13 protein-coding genes are annotated in these 15,318 nt (G+C 74.1%); 10 read left to right on the top strand and 3 right to left on the bottom strand.

The annotated features are described in order from the left end of the window. From ACFQ11_RS10775 to ACFQ11_RS10750, 6 genes are all read left to right on the top strand, one after another. On the top strand, nt 1-955 hold a 955-nt coding region (locus ACFQ11_RS10775), incomplete at its 5' end, for a hypothetical protein (protein ID WP_378297871.1). A gap of 237 nt (nt 956-1,192) precedes the next feature. Beyond that, a complete protein-coding gene (locus ACFQ11_RS10770; RefSeq protein WP_378297870.1) occupies nt 1,193-2,449 on the top strand; it encodes a cytochrome P450 in 1,257 nt (418 codons plus the stop codon). 39 nt (nt 2,450-2,488) lie between these two features. Next, nucleotides 2,489-3,724, top strand: coding sequence for a cytochrome P450 (locus tag ACFQ11_RS10765; RefSeq protein WP_378297869.1), 1,236 nt, complete (start codon nt 2,489-2,491; stop codon nt 3,722-3,724). A 28-nt stretch (nt 3,725-3,752) separates the two neighbouring features. Beyond that, nucleotides 3,753-5,030, top strand: a complete 1,278-nt coding sequence (locus ACFQ11_RS10760) for a glycosyltransferase family 4 protein (RefSeq protein ID WP_378297868.1) — start codon at nt 3,753-3,755, stop codon at nt 5,028-5,030. 71 nt (nt 5,031-5,101) lie between these two features. Continuing rightward, on the top strand, nt 5,102-5,863 hold the full coding sequence (locus ACFQ11_RS10755; RefSeq protein WP_378297875.1) for a class I SAM-dependent methyltransferase: 762 nt from the start codon (nt 5,102-5,104) through the stop codon (nt 5,861-5,863). Next, entirely contained in the window at nt 5,853-6,974 is a 1,122-nt protein-coding gene (locus ACFQ11_RS10750; RefSeq protein ID WP_378297867.1) for a prenyltransferase, read from the top strand. The genes ACFQ11_RS10755 and ACFQ11_RS10750 overlap by 11 nt, the downstream gene beginning before the upstream one ends. Before the next feature lie 48 nt (nt 6,975-7,022). Here ACFQ11_RS10750 and ACFQ11_RS10745 read toward each other — a convergent pair whose 3' ends face one another. Further along, the gene (locus tag ACFQ11_RS10745; RefSeq protein WP_378297866.1) at nt 7,023-7,721 is read right to left on the bottom strand and encodes a class I SAM-dependent methyltransferase; all 699 of its coding nucleotides are present in this window, start codon (nt 7,719-7,721) and stop codon (nt 7,023-7,025) included. 225 nt (nt 7,722-7,946) lie between these two features. Between ACFQ11_RS10745 and ACFQ11_RS10740 the strand changes: the two genes are divergently transcribed. From ACFQ11_RS10740 to ACFQ11_RS10730, 3 genes are all read left to right on the top strand, one after another. Next, nucleotides 7,947-8,138 (top strand): ferredoxin, encoded by a 192-nt coding sequence (locus ACFQ11_RS10740; protein WP_378297865.1) that lies wholly within the window; start codon nt 7,947-7,949, stop codon nt 8,136-8,138. Nucleotides 8,139-8,232: 94 nt separating this feature from the next. Further along, nucleotides 8,233-10,218 (top strand): endonuclease/exonuclease/phosphatase, encoded by a 1,986-nt coding sequence (locus ACFQ11_RS10735; protein ID WP_378297864.1) that lies wholly within the window; start codon nt 8,233-8,235, stop codon nt 10,216-10,218. A 115-nt stretch (nt 10,219-10,333) separates the two neighbouring features. Next, nucleotides 10,334-10,522: a hypothetical protein gene (locus ACFQ11_RS10730; protein WP_378297863.1), complete on the top strand. Its 189-nt coding sequence runs from the start codon at nt 10,334-10,336 to the stop codon at nt 10,520-10,522. A gap of 169 nt (nt 10,523-10,691) precedes the next feature. Here the strand turns inward: ACFQ11_RS10730 and ACFQ11_RS10725 are convergent, their stop codons facing one another. Both ACFQ11_RS10725 and ACFQ11_RS10720 read right to left on the bottom strand, forming a co-directional pair. Beyond that, entirely contained in the window at nt 10,692-13,277 is a 2,586-nt protein-coding gene (locus tag ACFQ11_RS10725; RefSeq protein WP_378297862.1) for a beta propeller repeat protein, read from the bottom strand. 736 nt (nt 13,278-14,013) lie between these two features. Continuing rightward, the gene (locus ACFQ11_RS10720) at nt 14,014-14,559 is read right to left on the bottom strand and encodes a DUF1707 SHOCT-like domain-containing protein (RefSeq protein WP_378297861.1); all 546 of its coding nucleotides are present in this window, start codon (nt 14,557-14,559) and stop codon (nt 14,014-14,016) included. Between the two features lie 132 nt (nt 14,560-14,691). Between ACFQ11_RS10720 and ACFQ11_RS10715 the strand changes: the two genes are divergently transcribed. Beyond that, complete coding sequence (locus ACFQ11_RS10715; protein ID WP_378297860.1) at nt 14,692-15,291, top strand: Uma2 family endonuclease; 600 nt, start codon at nt 14,692-14,694, stop codon at nt 15,289-15,291. Nucleotides 15,292-15,318 lie beyond the last annotated feature (27 nt).

The following is a 15,318-nucleotide window of genomic DNA, read 5'->3' as shown; positions in this document are numbered from 1 at the left end:
CGCCGCGGCCCTGCGCCGCACGCTGCTGCTGCGGGACGCGCTCGGCCTGCCGCGCCCGGCGGGCGCGCCGGGCCGGGTCGCGAGCGTGAGCGGGCTGCGGCACGGACGGTACGTCGGGGAGGTCCCGGCCGTCCGGTACCTCGCGGAGGTGCTGGCCGAGGCGGCCGGGTCCGGCCCCGCCTACGACACCCCGCACCCGCTCGGCCGCGTCGACCTCCCCGTCCCGAACTACCTGCGGTTCGGCGCCCTCGGCGGCGAGGCGCTGCGGGCGTCCCGTCCGTGGACGCCGGAGTACGAGCGCGCGCGGGCCCGGGACCTGCTGGGCGCGCTGGGCGACACGCCGTGGGGCGACGGCAGCGGCCGGTGGCGCCGCCTGTGGTTCCAGGCGAAGGCCACGCAGGACCCGGTCGGGCAGATCTGGCGGACCCCGAACGGGGCGATGGTGATCCTGTCCTTCCAGAACCACCCGCACAAGGACTCGGTGGCGATCGAGTACTCCCCCGACGCGTCCTTCCGCGACTTCGTCTTCCCCGGCTGGACGAACAAGTACGAGCCGCGGCCGCAGGGCTGGGGCGGCGCCGACCGCGTCGCCCGGTTCCTGCGGCTGCTGGACGAGCGCGGCCCGGCCCCCTACGACGTGCGGTCGGTCCGCCGGCTGGCCGACGCGACCGGCCTGCGCCTCCACACGGCGGCGTCCGCGGCCTACGGGTTCCCGTACACGCTCGGCCGGGAGGACGAGTCGTCGCGGCTGCCGGCCGAGGTCGCCGCGCTCTACCGCGACCCGGAGACGGGCGAACTCGCGAAGCACGAGTCGTGGCAGCTCGACGACGCGCTGCGCGAGGTCCTGATGCCGGACGAGCCCGAGGACCTGTGGCTCGACGGCCTCGCCGTCGACCGCGCCGCCGAGTGGTGGGACCGCGAGGGCCGCCACCAGGACTGGCCCCGCGCCGCCTGACCCCGTCCGGCCGTCCCGGCTTCGCCGAACGCCCGTGAGCGCGTTGTGCGCTCGCGGGCGTTTTGCGTGGTGGCGGCGGGGTGAGAGGTGCGTGCGCGGGAGACGATTCCGTGGCTGAGACCCTTGATGAGACTCGAGTCTCATGCTAGAACGTGTTCTAGATCTTCGACCGAGCAAGCGCTCAGTCAGAGTCCCGTGCGGCGCGACGCGGGGCCGGCTCTTCACGAAGGGACGACCGTGACGCAACAGGACGTGGCCCTCGCCTCCACCGGCCGGGAGATAGACGTCATCGATCCCGGCGTGTACGAGCGGGGCGGCATCCCGCACGAGCAGTTCAAGTGGCTGCGCGAGAACGATCCGGTGCACTGGCACGCCGACCCGAACGACGGCGTCCCCGGGTTCTGGGCGATCACCCGCCACGAGGACGTCGTGCGCGCGTCCCGCCGTCCCGACCTGCTGTCCTCGCAGACCCGGACGGCGATGTTCGAGGAGTTCACCGACGACGACATCGCCCTGTACGGGCAGATCATGCTGTTCCAGGACCCGCCGGACCACACGAAGCTGCGCAGCATGGTCAACAAGGGGTTCACGCCCCGGATGATCGGCAGGCTCGAACAGCACATCCGCGACATCTGCAACAAGCTGATCGACGAGGCGGCGCCGCTCGGCGAGTGCGACTTCGTCGAGCACTTCGCGGCGCCGCTGCCGCTCTACACGATCTGCGAGCTGCTGGGCGCGCCGCTGGACCAGCGGCAGCAGATCTTCCACTGGTCGAACCAGCTCGTGGCGTTCAACGACCCCGAGTTCATCGGCGACCGGTCCGAGTCGCAGATGTACGCGGCCGAGTTCGCCGGATGGGCGGGCGAGCTGGCGCGGGAGCGGGCGGCCGCGCCGCGGGACGACATCGCGACGAAGCTGCTGACGCCGGACGAGAACGGCGAGCGGATCAGCGAGGACCAGTTCGCGATGTTCGTGATCATGCTGTCGATCGCCGGGAACGAGACGACCCGGACGGCGACGGCGGGCGGGATGCAGGCGTTCTTCGAACGTCCGGAGCTGTGGGAGCGGCTGCGCGCGGACCGGAGCCTGCTGCCGACGGCCGTCGAGGAGATCGTCCGCTGGGTGAGCCCGATCAACCAGTTCCGCCGGACGGCGACGGCGGACATCGAGATGGGCGGCAAGACGATCAAGGCCGGGGACAAGGTGGTGCTGTTCTACAGCTCCGCCAACATGGACGAGACGGTCTTCGACGACCCGTTCACGTTCGACATCGCCCGCGACCCCAACCCGCACATCGGCTTCGGCGGCGGCGGCCCCCACTTCTGCCTGGGCACCCACCTCGCCCGGATGAACCTGAAGATCGTGTTCGACACGATCCTGGACCGGATGCCCGACATCCGGCCCGCCGGCGAGCCCCGTCGGCTGCGCTCCAACTTCGTCAACGGCCTGAAGGAGCTGCCGGTCCGGTTCACGCCGTCGGCTCCGAGCGCCTGATCCCACCCCGATCCGCCCATGTGACCTGGAGGCGCGACGATGACGGTCACCCCCGACATCGACCTGGTCGACCCGGGCTCGTACGAGCACGGCGGCATCCCGCACGAGCAGCTCGCGTGGTTGCGCGAGCACGATCCCGTCCACCGGCACAAGGGCGACCCGGAGCGGGGCGGCCCGCCGTTCTGGGCGGTGACGCGGCACGCGGACGTCGTCCACGTGTCGCGCCACCCCGAGGTGTTCTCCTCCTACGAGCGGCTCGCGCTGTTCGAGGAGCCGGACGAGGAGCACCTGGCCCTGCAGCGGCTCATGATGCTCAACCAGGACCCGCCGGACCACTCGCGCAAGCGGAGCATCGTGAACCGCGGGTTCACGCCGCGCGCGATCGGCGCCCTGGAGGAGCACATCCGCGACATCTGCCGGCGGCTCGTCGCGGAGACGGTGGAGCGCGGCGACGAGGCGGAGTTCGTCCGCGACCTGGCGGCGCCGCTGCCGCTCTACGTGATCTGCGAGCTGCTCGGCGCCCCGCCGGAGGACCGCGAGAAGATCTTCCACTGGTCGAACACGCTGATCGGCGCGGACGATGCCGATTTCCAGCGCGGCCCGGAGGAAGGGGAGCGGGCGGCGACGGAGCTGTACGCGTACGCGGCGGAGCTGGCGGCGGAGCGGCGGCAGAATCCGCGCGACGACATCGTCACGAGGCTGCTGCAGCCGGACGCGGACGGGGAGGTACTGGACGGCGACGAGTTCGAGCTGTTCGTGATGCTGCTGTCGGTCGCGGGCAACGAGACGACCCGCAACGCCGCGTCCGGCGGGATGCTCGCGCTGCTGGAGCATCCCGAGCAGTGGGCGCGCCTGCGGGACGACCCGTCGCTCGTCCGGACGGCCGCGGACGAGATCGTCCGGTGGGTGACGCCCGTCAACCTGTTCAAGCGGACGGCCGTGCGCGACGTCGAGCTCGGCGGGAAGCAGATCGCGGCGGGCGACAAGGTCGTGGTGTTCTACGCGTCCGCGAACCGGGACGAGGCCGTCTTCGACGACCCGTTCCGGTTCGACGTCGGCCGCGACCCCAACCCGCACCTCGGCTTCGGCGGAGGCGGCCCCCACTTCTGCCTCGGCGCTCACCTCGCCCGACTCGAGCTGAGTGTGCTCTTCGAAACACTCTTGGACGCTATGCCCAATATCGAACTCAGCGGTAACGTACGGAGGCTAAGGTCTAGTTTCATCAACGGCATAAAGGAGATGCCGGTGCGTGTGCGACCGGTGTCCCGGGACTGACGGGAGTGGTGCGTGGGCAGGGGCTGGCGTGGGTGAGGCAGACGAGCCGGGCGGTCCACTGCGGGTGGCCCTGCTCTCGTACCGGAGCAAGCCGCATTGCGGGGGGCAGGGCGTCTACCTGCGGCATCTCAGCAGGGAGCTGGTCGATCTCGGGCACACCGTGGAGGTGTTCTCCGGGCAGCCCTACCCCGAACTGGACCGCGACGAGATCGAGCTGACCAAGCTCCCGAGCCTGGACCTGTACCGGGACGAGGACCCGTTCCGCACCCCGGCCCTCGGCGAGTTCCGCGACTGGGTGGACGTCCTGGAGTTCGCGCACATGCGCACGGGCGGGTTCCCGGAGCCGCTGACGTTCAGCATCCGCGCGCTGCGGGAGCTGCGGCGCCGCCGCCGCGACTTCGACGTCGTGCACGACAACCAGGTGCTCGGCGTCGGCAACCTCGGCATCCCCAAGCTGGGGCTGCCGCTGGTCACCAGCATCCACCACCCGATCAGCGTGGACCGGCGGATCGAGCTCGAGGCGGCGCAGGGCGTCCGGCAGAAGTTCGGCAAGCGCCGCTGGTACGGGTTCGTGACCATGCAGTCGCAGGTGTCGCGGCGGATCGGGCCCGTCCTGACCGTGTCGGAGTCGTCGAAGGTCGACATCGTCAAGGACTTCAAGGTCGACCCGCGCGACATCGAGATCCTGCCGCTGGGCGTCGACACCCGCGTCTTCCATCCGCGCGGCGAGCGCGTCCCCGGCCGGATCGTGGCCATGGCCAGCGCGGACGCGCCGATCAAGGGCGTGGACGTGCTGCTGCGGGCGGTCGCCAAGCTCGCCACCGAGCGGGACGTGCACGTCGTCGTCGTGAGCCGCCCCCAGAAGGACGGCCCGACCGCGAAGCTCGTCCGCGACCTCGCGCTCGGCGACCGCGTCCAGTTCGTCAGCGGCATCAGCGACGGCGAGCTGGGCGAACTGCTCGCCTCCGCGGAGATCGCGGTCGTCCCGTCCCGGTACGAGGGTTTCTCGCTGCCCGCGGTCGAGCACATGGCGTCCGGCACGCCGCTGGTCGCGTCCCGCGCCGGGGCGCTGCCCGAGGTGGTCGGGGACGCGGCCGTCCTCGTCGAGCCGGGCGACGTCGAGGAGCTCGCCGCCACCCTGCGCGGCCTGCACGACTCGGCGGACGAGCGCGCGCGCGTCGGCGCGTCCGGTCTGGCACGCGTCCAGGAGCGCTTCGCGTGGCCCGCCGTCGCGCAGGCCACCGTGCGGCACTACCGGGAGGCCGTCGCCCAGCAGAACTACCTGCGGCTGGCCCGGCGCGGCTGAAGACCCCACCCCGAACAGCAAGGCCCGTGGGAACGCCCGCCGGGCGTTCCCCGTATGGAAGGAGCACGACCCTGCTGACCGTGGATTTCCAGCGGTTCCGCGTCGCACCCGGAGACCGCATCCTGGACATGGGCTGCGGAGCGGGACGGCACGCGTTCGAGCTGTACCGCAGGGGCGCGCACGTCGTGGCCTTCGACCAGGACGCCGACGAGCTCGCCGGCGTCGAGAAGATGTTCGGCGCGATGCGGCTCGCGGGCGAGGTCCCCGAGGACGCCGCCGCCGAGACCGTCCGGGGCGACGCGCTGGAGCTGCCGTTCCCCGACGACCACTTCGACGCGATCATCGCCTCCGAGGTGCTCGAGCACATCCCCGACGACATGCGGGCGATGCGCGAGCTGCTGCGCGTCCTGCGGCCCGGCGGGCGGCTCGCCGCGACCGTCCCGTCCTGGCTGCCGGAGCGGGTCTGCTGGGCCCTGTCGGAGGACTACCACACCGCCCCCGGCGGGCACGTGCGGATCTACACCCGCGCCGAGCTGGAGGCCAAGCTGAAGTCGACCGGGTTCACGGTCGGCGGGCACCACCACGCGCACGGCCTGCACGCGCCCTACTGGTGGATCAAGTGCGCGGTCGGCGTGGAGAACGACGGCAACCCGCTCGCGAAGGCGTACCACCGGCTCCTGGTGTGGGACATCATGAAGCGGCCCCTCGCGACCCGGGTCGCCGAGGCGGTCCTGAACCCGGTGATCGGCAAGAGCGTCGTGGTGTACGGCACCAAGCCCGTCAAGACCGGCACGTCCGAGACCCCGGCGGAGGAGACCGCCGATGCGGTCTGACATCCCCGCGGTCCCCGGAGTCCTGACCCGCGGCGACGTCCTGGAGACCGCCCGCAGCATCGCCCGCCAGCAGGAACCGTCCGGCGCGATCCCCTGGTTCGCGCCGATCGACGGCATCGCCGGGCACGTGGACGCCTGGAACCACGTCGAGGCGGCGATGGCGCTCACCGTCGCCGGGATGGGCGACGCGGCCCGCCGCGCCTACGCGTGGCTCGCCGGCGTCCAGCGCGCGGACGGGTCGTGGCCCGCCAAGTGGGTGCTGGGCGAGGTCACCGAGCCCGGCGGCGAGTCCAACCAGGCCGCCTACGTCGCGGTCGGCGTGTGGCACGAGCTGCTGATGACCGGCGACGAGGACTTCGCCCGCGCCATGTGGCCGACGGTGCGCCGCGCGATCGACTTCGTCCTCGGCCTGCAGACCCGCCGCGGCGAGATCATCTGGATGCGGGGCGAGGACGGCCGCGCGTCCGACCACGCCCTCCTCACCGGGTGCTCGTCGATCTACCAGTCGCTGCGCTGCGCCGTGGCGCTCGCCGAGCGGCTCGGCGAGCCGCAGCCCGAGTGGGAGCTCGCCGCCGACCAGCTCGGCCACGTCGTCGCCGCGCACCCCGAGGCGTTCGCCGACAAGAGCCGCTGGTCGATGGACTGGTACTACCCCGTCCTCGGCGGCCCGGTCCGCGGCGAGGACGCCGCGCGGCGGCTGGCCGGGCGGTGGGACGTCTTCGTCGTGCCGGGCCTCGGCTGCCGGTGCGTGTCCGACCAGCCGTGGGTGACGGCCGCCGAGAGCTGCGAGCTGGTGCTGGCCCTCGACGCGTCCGGGGACCGCGACCGCGCCCTCGACCTGTTCGCGACGATCCAGCACCTCCGCCACGAGGACGGCTCGTACTGGACGGGCTGGCAGTTCGAGAACCGGCGGCACTTCCCCGGGGACCGGTCCACCTACACGGCGGCCGCCGTGGTCCTCGCCGCGGACGCGCTGGACGGCTCGTCCCCCGGCGCCCGCATCTTCAAGGAGATCGCCGGGCGGCCGCTGGGGCCGTCCGAGGCGTCCGACCCGGCGGCGTGCGGCTGCGCCCTCGTGCCCGTCGCCGACCGGGTCCGCACGCGCCGCTGAGACGCCGCGGGGACGTACCGGACGCCCGTCCGGTACGTCCCCGCGCGCTCAGGCCTCGGCGAGCGGGTCCGCGTCTGAAACGCGTTCCAGTACGCGCAGCGACCCTTCGACCCGGCGCTCCTCGAACGCGCCGCTGCGCAGGGCGCGCAGGTACAGGCGGTACGGCGCCTGCCCGCCGTCCGCGGGGTCGGGGAACACGTCGTGGATCACCAGCGCGCCGCCCACGGCCACGTGCGGCGCCCATCCCTCGTAGTCGGCCCGCGCGTGCTCCTCGGCGTGCCCGCCGTCGATGAACAGCATCGCCAGCGGGGTGCGCCAGAACGCCGACACGGTGCGGGACTGCCCGACGATCGCCACGACGTGGTCCTCGAGCTCCGCCGCGCCGATCGTCTTGCGGAACGTCGGCAGGGTGTCCATCCGCCCCGTGCTCGGATCGACCAGGGACGGGTCGTGGTGCTCCCAGCCCGCCTGGTTCTCCTCCGAGCCGTGGTGGTGGTCGACGGTCACCGCGACCGTCCCCGCCGCCCGGGCGGCGGCGCCCAGGTAGATCGCCGACTTGCCGCAGTACGTGCCGACCTCCAGCAACGGGCCGGCCGCCGCGAGCCGCGCCCCGTACGCCAGGGCCGTCTCGTACAGGGCCGCCCCCTCGGCGTCGGGCATGAAGCCCTTGGCCGCGCGCGCCGCCCGCAGCAGCGCCGCGGGCATCTCGGTCGTCCCCGGGCCGGTGGACGCCTCGGTGTGAGTCATTCGCTCTCCTCCGCCGGGCACTTTATCCGACATGCCCCACCCCCGCACCGGTCCGCCGCCCTCCCTTGCCGATCCAGACTGGAACGTGTTCTACTTTTGTTCGAGCGCACCTCTCCGAACCATGTTCGGTAGGTTGGCCGCCGAGGACGGCCCGGGGTCGCGCGCGTCCCGCGCGTACGCTCCGGCCATCGAACGCTCACCGGGATCCCGCGAACGGAGAAGGCGATGAGAGTAGGAGTCGACCCGCTGGTGTGCGAGGCGAACGGCGTGTGCGTCGGGCTCGCCCCCGAGGTCTTCGACCTCGGCGACGACGACGAGCTCGAGATCCTGCTGCCGGACGTGCCCGAGAGCGAGGCCGACCGCGTGCGGCACGCGGTCCGGTCGTGCCCGAAGGCCGCGCTCACGCTCGAGGAGTAGCCGGCGCGCGGCCCCGCCCGCCGGGCGTCTCCCGTGCCGCCGCAGGCGGATTCGGACGGATTTCGCGGCGCGGTTGGTCACCGGAACCCGGCGCGTGTCATCCTTCTCCGTGTTCGGCGCGGACCACGAGACGATCATGGAGTTCGGGGTGGCCTACACGGGTGGATCGGGGCGGCCGCGCCGCCCCCGCGCGGTCCGGGCGTTCGGCGGGATCCCCCGGCTGGCGGCCGCGGCGATCCTCGCCGTCCCGCTCGGGTTCGCCCCGTCCGTCGCGCACGCCGCGCCGCGTCCCGCCCGCATCCACGACGTCCAGGGCGCCGCGCACGTCTCGCCGCTCAACGGCGCCGCGGTCGCCGGCGTCCCCGGCGTCGTGACGGCGGTCACCGGCACCGGCTTCTGGATGCAGGACCCCAAGCCCGACCGGCGCGCCGCGACGTCCGAGGGGATCTTCGTCTTCACCCGCACGGCGCCGACCGTCGCACCCGGCGCGGCCGTCCGGGTGGACGGCCGGGTCGGCGAGTTCCGGCCGGGCGGCGCGGAGTCCGGGGGCCTCACCCGGACGGAGATCGGCGCGACGAAGGTCGCCGTCACCGGGCGCGCGGACGTCCCGCCCCCGGTCCTGCTCGGGCCGAAGGGGGTCGCCGCGCCGACGAGCGTCGTCAAGAGCGGGCACGGGAACGTCGAGCGCGGCGGGACGTTCGATCCCGGCCGCAACGGCCTCGACTTCTACGAGGCGCTCGAGGGCATGCGGGTGCGGCTGCAGGACGCCGTGGCGGTGGGCCCCACCCGCTTCGGCGAGCTGCCGGTCCTGCCGGCGGGCGGCGCGGGCGCCGGGACGCGCACCGGACGCGGCGGCATCCTGCAGCGCGACGGCGACGCCAACCCCGAGCGGATCATCCTCGACGACGCGCTCGCCCCGCTGCCGGCGATGAACGTCGGCGACCGGCTGCCCGGCGACAGCGTCGGCGTCGTCGACTACTCGCTCGGCCACTTCAAGGTGCTGCCGGCCGCGACCCCGCGCCGCGCCGCCGGGGGGCTGCCGCGCGAGGCGACCCGCCCGCAGCGGCCCGGCGAGATGGCCATCGCCACCATCGGCCTCGGCGGCCTCAGCCCGAACACGCCCCGCGACCGGTTCCGCGCCGTCGCCGACGACATCGTCACGGGCCTCGCCTCCCCCGACCTGATCGCGGTCGACGACCTCCAGGACAACAGCGGCGCCGCGAACGACGGGACGGTCGCCGCCGACCAGACCGTCGCCGAGCTGATCACCGCGATCAGCGCCGCGGGCGGCCCCGCCTACGAGTGGCGCTCGGTCGAGCCCGAGGACAACGCCGACGGCGGAGGCAAGGGGAGCAACCCCCGCGTCGGGTTCCTGTTCCGCACCGACCGCGGCCTCGCGTTCGTCGACCGTCCCGCCGAGACCGGGACGTTCCCGGACGAGACGCCCGCGGCGGAACCGGATCCCGCGGTGACCGCCGTCCGGGCCGTCGCCCAGGGCCGGGCGGCCGGGCTCTCCCGCAGCCCGGGCCGCATCGCGCCCACGAACGCCGTGTGGGCGGGCACCCGCAAGCCGCTCGCGGGCGAGGTCACCTGGCAGGGCGAGCGGATCATCGTCGTGACCGGCGAGTGGTACCCGAGCACCGCCGACGACGAGCCGCTGTTCGGCCGGAACCAACCGCCGCAGCAGCCGACCCGCTGGCGCCGCGACGCCCAGGCGAAGGTGGTGGCCGGGTTCGTCCGGTCGGTGCAGAAGGTCGACCGGAACGCCAACGTCGTCGTCGCGGCCCGGCTCAACGACACCCCGGAGTCGCTGCCGGTGCGGGCGCTGGCGGAGACGGGCCTGACCGACCTGCCCGCCGGGCTGCCGCCGAAGGACCGCTACACCGCCGTGACGAACGGCAACGCGCAGGCGCTCGACCACATCCTGCTGAGCGAGTCCCTGAAGCGGCGCAAGCACGAGTACGACATCGTGCACCGCACCGCCGAGTTCGCCGACCGGCCGGGAGAGCACGACCCCACCGTCGTCCGGATCGACATGACGAAGAACGGAGCGCCGCGGGGGTCGGGGCCCGCCCGCTGAATTTGGGACGCACCAGAAAATCGTCAACGGACGTCCCGGCAGCCGTCCGGAGTTATCCCCGGACCGGCGGGGGCAACGGTGGATCGTCAGATTCCTCCGGGAGGAGACGACCCCCATGGCCTACCGTTACCGCCGCACCCACATCGGGCTCGTCGGCATCGTTTACCTCGTCATCGGCCTGTTCGTGGCGTGGGACCGCGGCTACATCACCCCCGATCTGCTCGGCAAGGTGCTCAGCGCCGTGCTCGCCGTGCTCCTGTGGTTCCTGGTGCTGCTCGGCGTCGACCTGACCATCGACGCCTAGGTTCCCCGCGGGGACACATGCACCTCGCCGCCCCGGCCATAGACCCCAAATCGGCATAGAGGTTACGTTCCGGGCATGACTCAGAAGAACTGCAGTTGCGGACACGGCGGCGGATGCTCATGCCCGAAGGGCTGCTCCTGCGGCTGTAACGGCTGATCGAGCGGCGCCGTCATGCCGCCGGGGACCCTCCGGGGACGTCCGCGCGCCACAGCAGCGGCGTCACCGCCGCGCCGTCGTCGCTGCTCCCGGTGCCCAGCACGCCGCCGCCGAACGGCGCGAGCGCGGTGAGCCTCCGGTCCGCCGGGCCGCCGAGCCCCGGCACGGGCACCCGGCGCCACCCGCCGCCGTCCGGGGACGCGAACACGACGCCGTCCAGGCGCTTCGTGACGCCCGCGACGACGAACCCGTCCGGCGTCGCGGTGACCGCGGTGGGCGACACGGCCCCGATGTCCCGCGGCGTCCACGTCGCGCCGCCGTCCGCCGACACCAGCGGCGGAACGCCCGGCCCCACCGCGACGACCGCGCCGCCGGCCGCGGCGACGCCCGTCAGCGGCCCGTTCAGCCCGGAAGGCAGCCGCACCGGCCGCCACGCCGCCCCGTCCGCGGACGTCCACACGGCCGGCGCCTTCGCGCGCGCACCGACCGCCACGTACCCGTTCGCGGTCGCCGCCACATCCGCCGCGGCGCCGTCGAGGCGGGCACCCCGCCACCGCTCGAGATCGGACGAAATCCACGCCGCGCCCTCCCCGACCGCGACGTACCCGGCCGGTCCCGCCGCGACCGCCGCCGGAACCCCCGCCGGGAACCCGGCCCGCCGCCACGTCACGCCGTCGGACGACCGCAGCGCGAGCGCCGCCTCGCCCGTCCGGCCCACGGCCAGCCAGCCGCGCGCACCGTGCGCGACGTCCGTCAGCCTCCCCGGGAGCGCCGGAACCTTCGCGCGGGCCCACGCGGCGCCGTCCGGCGAACTCCACACCGCCGCGTTCCCGTTGCCCCCGCCGACCGCGACCGCCCGGCCGCCCGCCGCGGCGACCGCGTCCACCGCGCGCTGCTCCCGCACCGCGCCCGGCACCTTCCCGAGATCGACGCCGGACAGGTACGCGTCGCCGTCGAGTCGCCCTGCGATCGCGAGCCGGCCGCCGTCCACGACCGTCAGGCCGGCGACCTCCGCGCGGCCGACCGTCCCGTCCCCCCGCCACCGGCGCCCGTCGCCGCTCCGCACGACCTCCCGCCGCTTCCCCCGCACCACCGCGACGAGCCCCGCCCGCGACCCGCCGAACGCCTCGACGCCCCGGTGCCCGGCGACGCCGAACTTCCCGATCGCGCTCCACCGCGCGCCGTCCGTCGAACCGAACACGATCGCGAACCGCTTCTTCCCGTCCTTCGCGTCCCGCACGGTGTAGAAGCCGCCCGGCCCCGCCACCAGCCCCTTCGTCGCCCCATAGGACCCGTGGGACTGCCGCACATGGACGGGATTCCACGTCCGGCCCCCGTCCGCCGAACGCCACAGGCCCTGCGCCGCGACCGTCCGCTCGACCTTCCGGCGGCCCTTCCGCTGCACGACCTTCTTCGGGTACGTGCCCTGCGTCACGAGCACACCCCCCGACGCCGCCACCCCGTACAGGCCGATGATCCCCCGGATGCCGTCGACCCGCCGCCACGCGCGCCCGTCGGCCGAACTCCACACGACGCCCCGTCCGTCCGCCGCCCCCACGGCAACGAACCCCGCGGACGTCCGCACCAGGTCGTTCACCTCGTCGGACGCACGGAACCCGGGCCCGAGCGCGCGGCGCGTCCACGCCCGCCCGTCCTCGCTCGTCCACGCCACCCGGCCGCCGTCCGCCGCCAGGCCCAGCGCCGCCCAGCGGCCCGCGCCGCCCGCGACCAGGCGCGGCCGGTCCCCGCGCGCCGGCACCGTCCCGGACTCCGTCCGCGCCGTGCCCGCCGACCACGTCCGTCCCCCGTCGGCCGACACCACGAACTCGGCGCCGCCGCCGTCCGCGCCGCCCACCGCGCCGACCGTCCCGCCCGCCGGCTCGATCGCCGCGGCCTCCTGCACCAGCCCGTCGTCCGCCGCCGCCGGGTCGAGCGCGAACTGCGCGTCCGCCGCCACGGGCCCCGGGACGGACGGCCGCGCGGGCCGGTCGTCCCCGCGCCCCGCGACGACCACCGCGCCGCCCGCGACCAGCGCGACGGCCACCGCGACCGCGCCTCCCGCGAGCACCCGCCGCGCCCGGCGCGGCCCCCGCGACCGAGCGGCCCGCACGTCACCGGCCGCCCCACCCCCGCCCGCCACGCCTCCGGCCTCCCCGGGCGCCGACTCGGAGGACGCCGCCTCCCCATGCGCGAGCTCGGTGGACGCGGACCCGGCGGACGCGGACCCGGCGGACGCGGACCCGGCGGACGCGGACTTGGCGGACGCGGACTTGGACGACGCGGACTTCGGAGACCCGGACTTGGTCGACCCGGTTTGGGCCGACGCGGGCTCCGTCGACGCAGACTTGGTCGACGCGGACCCGGCGGACGCGGGCTCGGTCGACGCGGGCTCGGTCGACGCGGACTTGGACGACGCGGACTTGGACGACGCGGACTTCGGAGACCCGGAGTTGGTCGACGCGGGTTTGGCGGACGCGGGCTTGGTCGGCGCAGGCTTGGCGGACGTGGACCCGGCGGACGTGGACTTCGGGGACGCTGGCTCGGCGGGCGCGAGAGCGGCGGCGCGCGGTTCGTCGGCCTTCGTCCGCTTGGCCGCCATCGCGACGACCCCCGGACCGGCGGACGTTGCGGCACGCCGCGTCCCGCCCGCCGTGGCCGGCGTCCGTGGCATGCCTGACGCACCACCCGATCGGGGCTTCGCGGGACGAACCTCTACGTCCGCTTCCGCGGCCATCGTCTCGGCACCCGCATCCGGCCCGGCGGAAACCCCCGAGGAGGCGGCACCGCCCTCGCGCCCGGCCTTCACGACCGGTTCGGGCGCACCCGCAACGCCCGCACCCGACGCGGAACCCGCCGCCGCAGCCCCGTCCACCTCGACGGCTCCCGCGACGCCCGCCTCTGCGACGAGACCGTGCGCCTCGCCCCCGCTCGTCCATCCCTCGGACCTCGCGGCCGGGTCGTCGGAGCGGGCCTCGCCCTGCTGCGGGCTCCTCGCCGTCACACGCGCTCCTTTTCGGGCCATTGGTGATGGCACACCATCAAACCGCGCCACATGGCGGCCTGTTCGGACATTGAGGTGAACGGCGGCCGATCGGGCCGCGTGAGGGTTCTATCACCTTTCACGGGCAACAGCCGAAATATGCCGAAGAGTCCACCCGAAAGGACTCACCGTAACCGCCGGAAGCATTCGCGAATGGACATACGCCGCCGGCGAATCCGTAGTCGCCCGAGCGCACCCTGCAAGGCCGGGCCGCCGGGCATCCGCCCATCAGCCGAGCCCTAACGAGCCGACGCCCCGATGGACGGTCGATCCCGGCCGGGCGGGGGCGGAGGGGTCAGGCGATCGCGGGTTCGCGGGTCCCGCGCGCCTCGATGCTGCCCTTGTACGCGATCCCCCGCACGCGGACGATCGGGGCTCCGGCGGACGGGGCGCCGTGCACGTCCGTGGAGACGCCCATGCCGGAGACCTCGACGCGGACGGTCGCCGGGACGACGATCTCGACGGCCGACTTGTACGCGACCACGCGGAGGGTCGTGACGGGTTCGGTGAGTTCGGCGACGCGCAGGTCGAGCAGGGCGCGGCCCTTGTAGACGACGGACGTGAACGTGTCGGGGACGCGCCAGCGGCCGGCGCGCGTGACGGTGTCCTTGTACGCCACCTGGAGGCGGCCGGCGGGCTCGCCCGGGAGCGGGCGGTGCCCGGGGAGGTCGGCCGACACGCGGCCGAGGTCGTCGTGGGTGCGCGCGGCGAGGGTCAGGTCGATGCGCTCGTCCAGTTCCGTCTCGGTGAGCCGGCCTTCGGCGTAGGCGGTGTGGAGCCGGACGAGGACCTCGTCGCGGTCGCGGTCGGAGGCGCGGAGGGGCTGGTGCTCGACGCTCATCGCATCTCTCCTTCGAGAAGACGAGATGTATCTTAACCCGGGCGACCTCTGATCATCGAGACATATCGCCAAATCCGGCCACCCCGCCGCGTGATCATGCTCTGCGGACGTCCGCCGCGCTAGGTTTCGGACATGCACGTAGCCGCCACGGGGAGGACGCTCGGCCGCGCGCACGGCCCTTACACGCTGTACGACCTGGACGCGCTGCCCGAGGACGGGCGGCGTTACGAGCTCGCCGACGGATGGCTGACCGAGCTGCCGGGCGACGTCTGGCACGACCACGCCGCCGAGCGGCTGAAGGAGATCCTCAAGGACGCGGCGCGGCAGGCCGACGCGGACGTCCATGTGGCGGGGGCGCCGCAGGACGTGACGACCGGCGCGGGCGTCCGCAAACCGGACGTGTTCGCGGTCGCGAGGGACGTGGCGCGGCTGGCTCTCGAACGCCGCACCCGCACGTACTACGGCCCCGACCTGATCTTCGTTGCGGAGGTCGTGACGCCGCGCACCGGCAACGAGCAGACGGACCGGGTCCGCAAGGTCGAGGAGTACGCGGCGACGGGGATCCCGCACTACTGGCTCGTCGATCTGGAGCCGCGCCCGGCGGTGACGCTGCTGGAGCTCGCGGACGGACGGTACGAGATCGTCCGCCGGGTCCGGGCCGGGGAGGCGGTCGAGGTGGCGCGCCCGTTCCCGATCGCGTTCGATCCGGCCCGGCTGTCGGAGATGGAATGATCGCCCCGTCGAGGGAACGAGGGGACG

Origin of the sequence: Actinomadura sediminis, from assembly GCF_042675525.1 — a bacterium.
Lineage (GTDB): Bacteria > Actinomycetota > Actinomycetes > Streptosporangiales > Streptosporangiaceae > Spirillospora > Spirillospora sediminis.
Note: the sequence above shows the minus strand (reverse complement) of the source record. Positions and strands in the feature narration are given on the sequence as shown.

Bases quoted from the DNA above. Each gene is read 5' to 3' on its own strand.
- ACFQ11_RS10765 (WP_378297869.1), top strand. From the start codon at position 2,489: ATGACGGTCACCCCCGACATCGACCTGGTCGACCCGGGCTCGTACGAG.
- ACFQ11_RS10750 (WP_378297867.1), top strand. From the start codon at position 5,853: ATGCGGTCTGACATCCCCGCGGTCCCCGGAGTCCTGACCCGCGGCGAC.
- ACFQ11_RS10745 (WP_378297866.1), bottom strand. From the start codon at position 7,721: ATGACTCACACCGAGGCGTCCACCGGCCCGGGGACGACCGAGATGCCC.
- ACFQ11_RS10740 (WP_378297865.1), top strand. From the start codon at position 7,947: ATGAGAGTAGGAGTCGACCCGCTGGTGTGCGAGGCGAACGGCGTGTGC.
- ACFQ11_RS10730 (WP_378297863.1), top strand. From the start codon at position 10,334: ATGGCCTACCGTTACCGCCGCACCCACATCGGGCTCGTCGGCATCGTT.
- ACFQ11_RS10725 (WP_378297862.1), bottom strand. From the start codon at position 13,277: ATGGCGGCCAAGCGGACGAAGGCCGACGAACCGCGCGCCGCCGCTCTC.
- ACFQ11_RS10720 (WP_378297861.1), bottom strand. From the start codon at position 14,559: ATGAGCGTCGAGCACCAGCCCCTCCGCGCCTCCGACCGCGACCGCGAC.
- ACFQ11_RS10715 (WP_378297860.1), top strand. From the start codon at position 14,692: ATGCACGTAGCCGCCACGGGGAGGACGCTCGGCCGCGCGCACGGCCCT.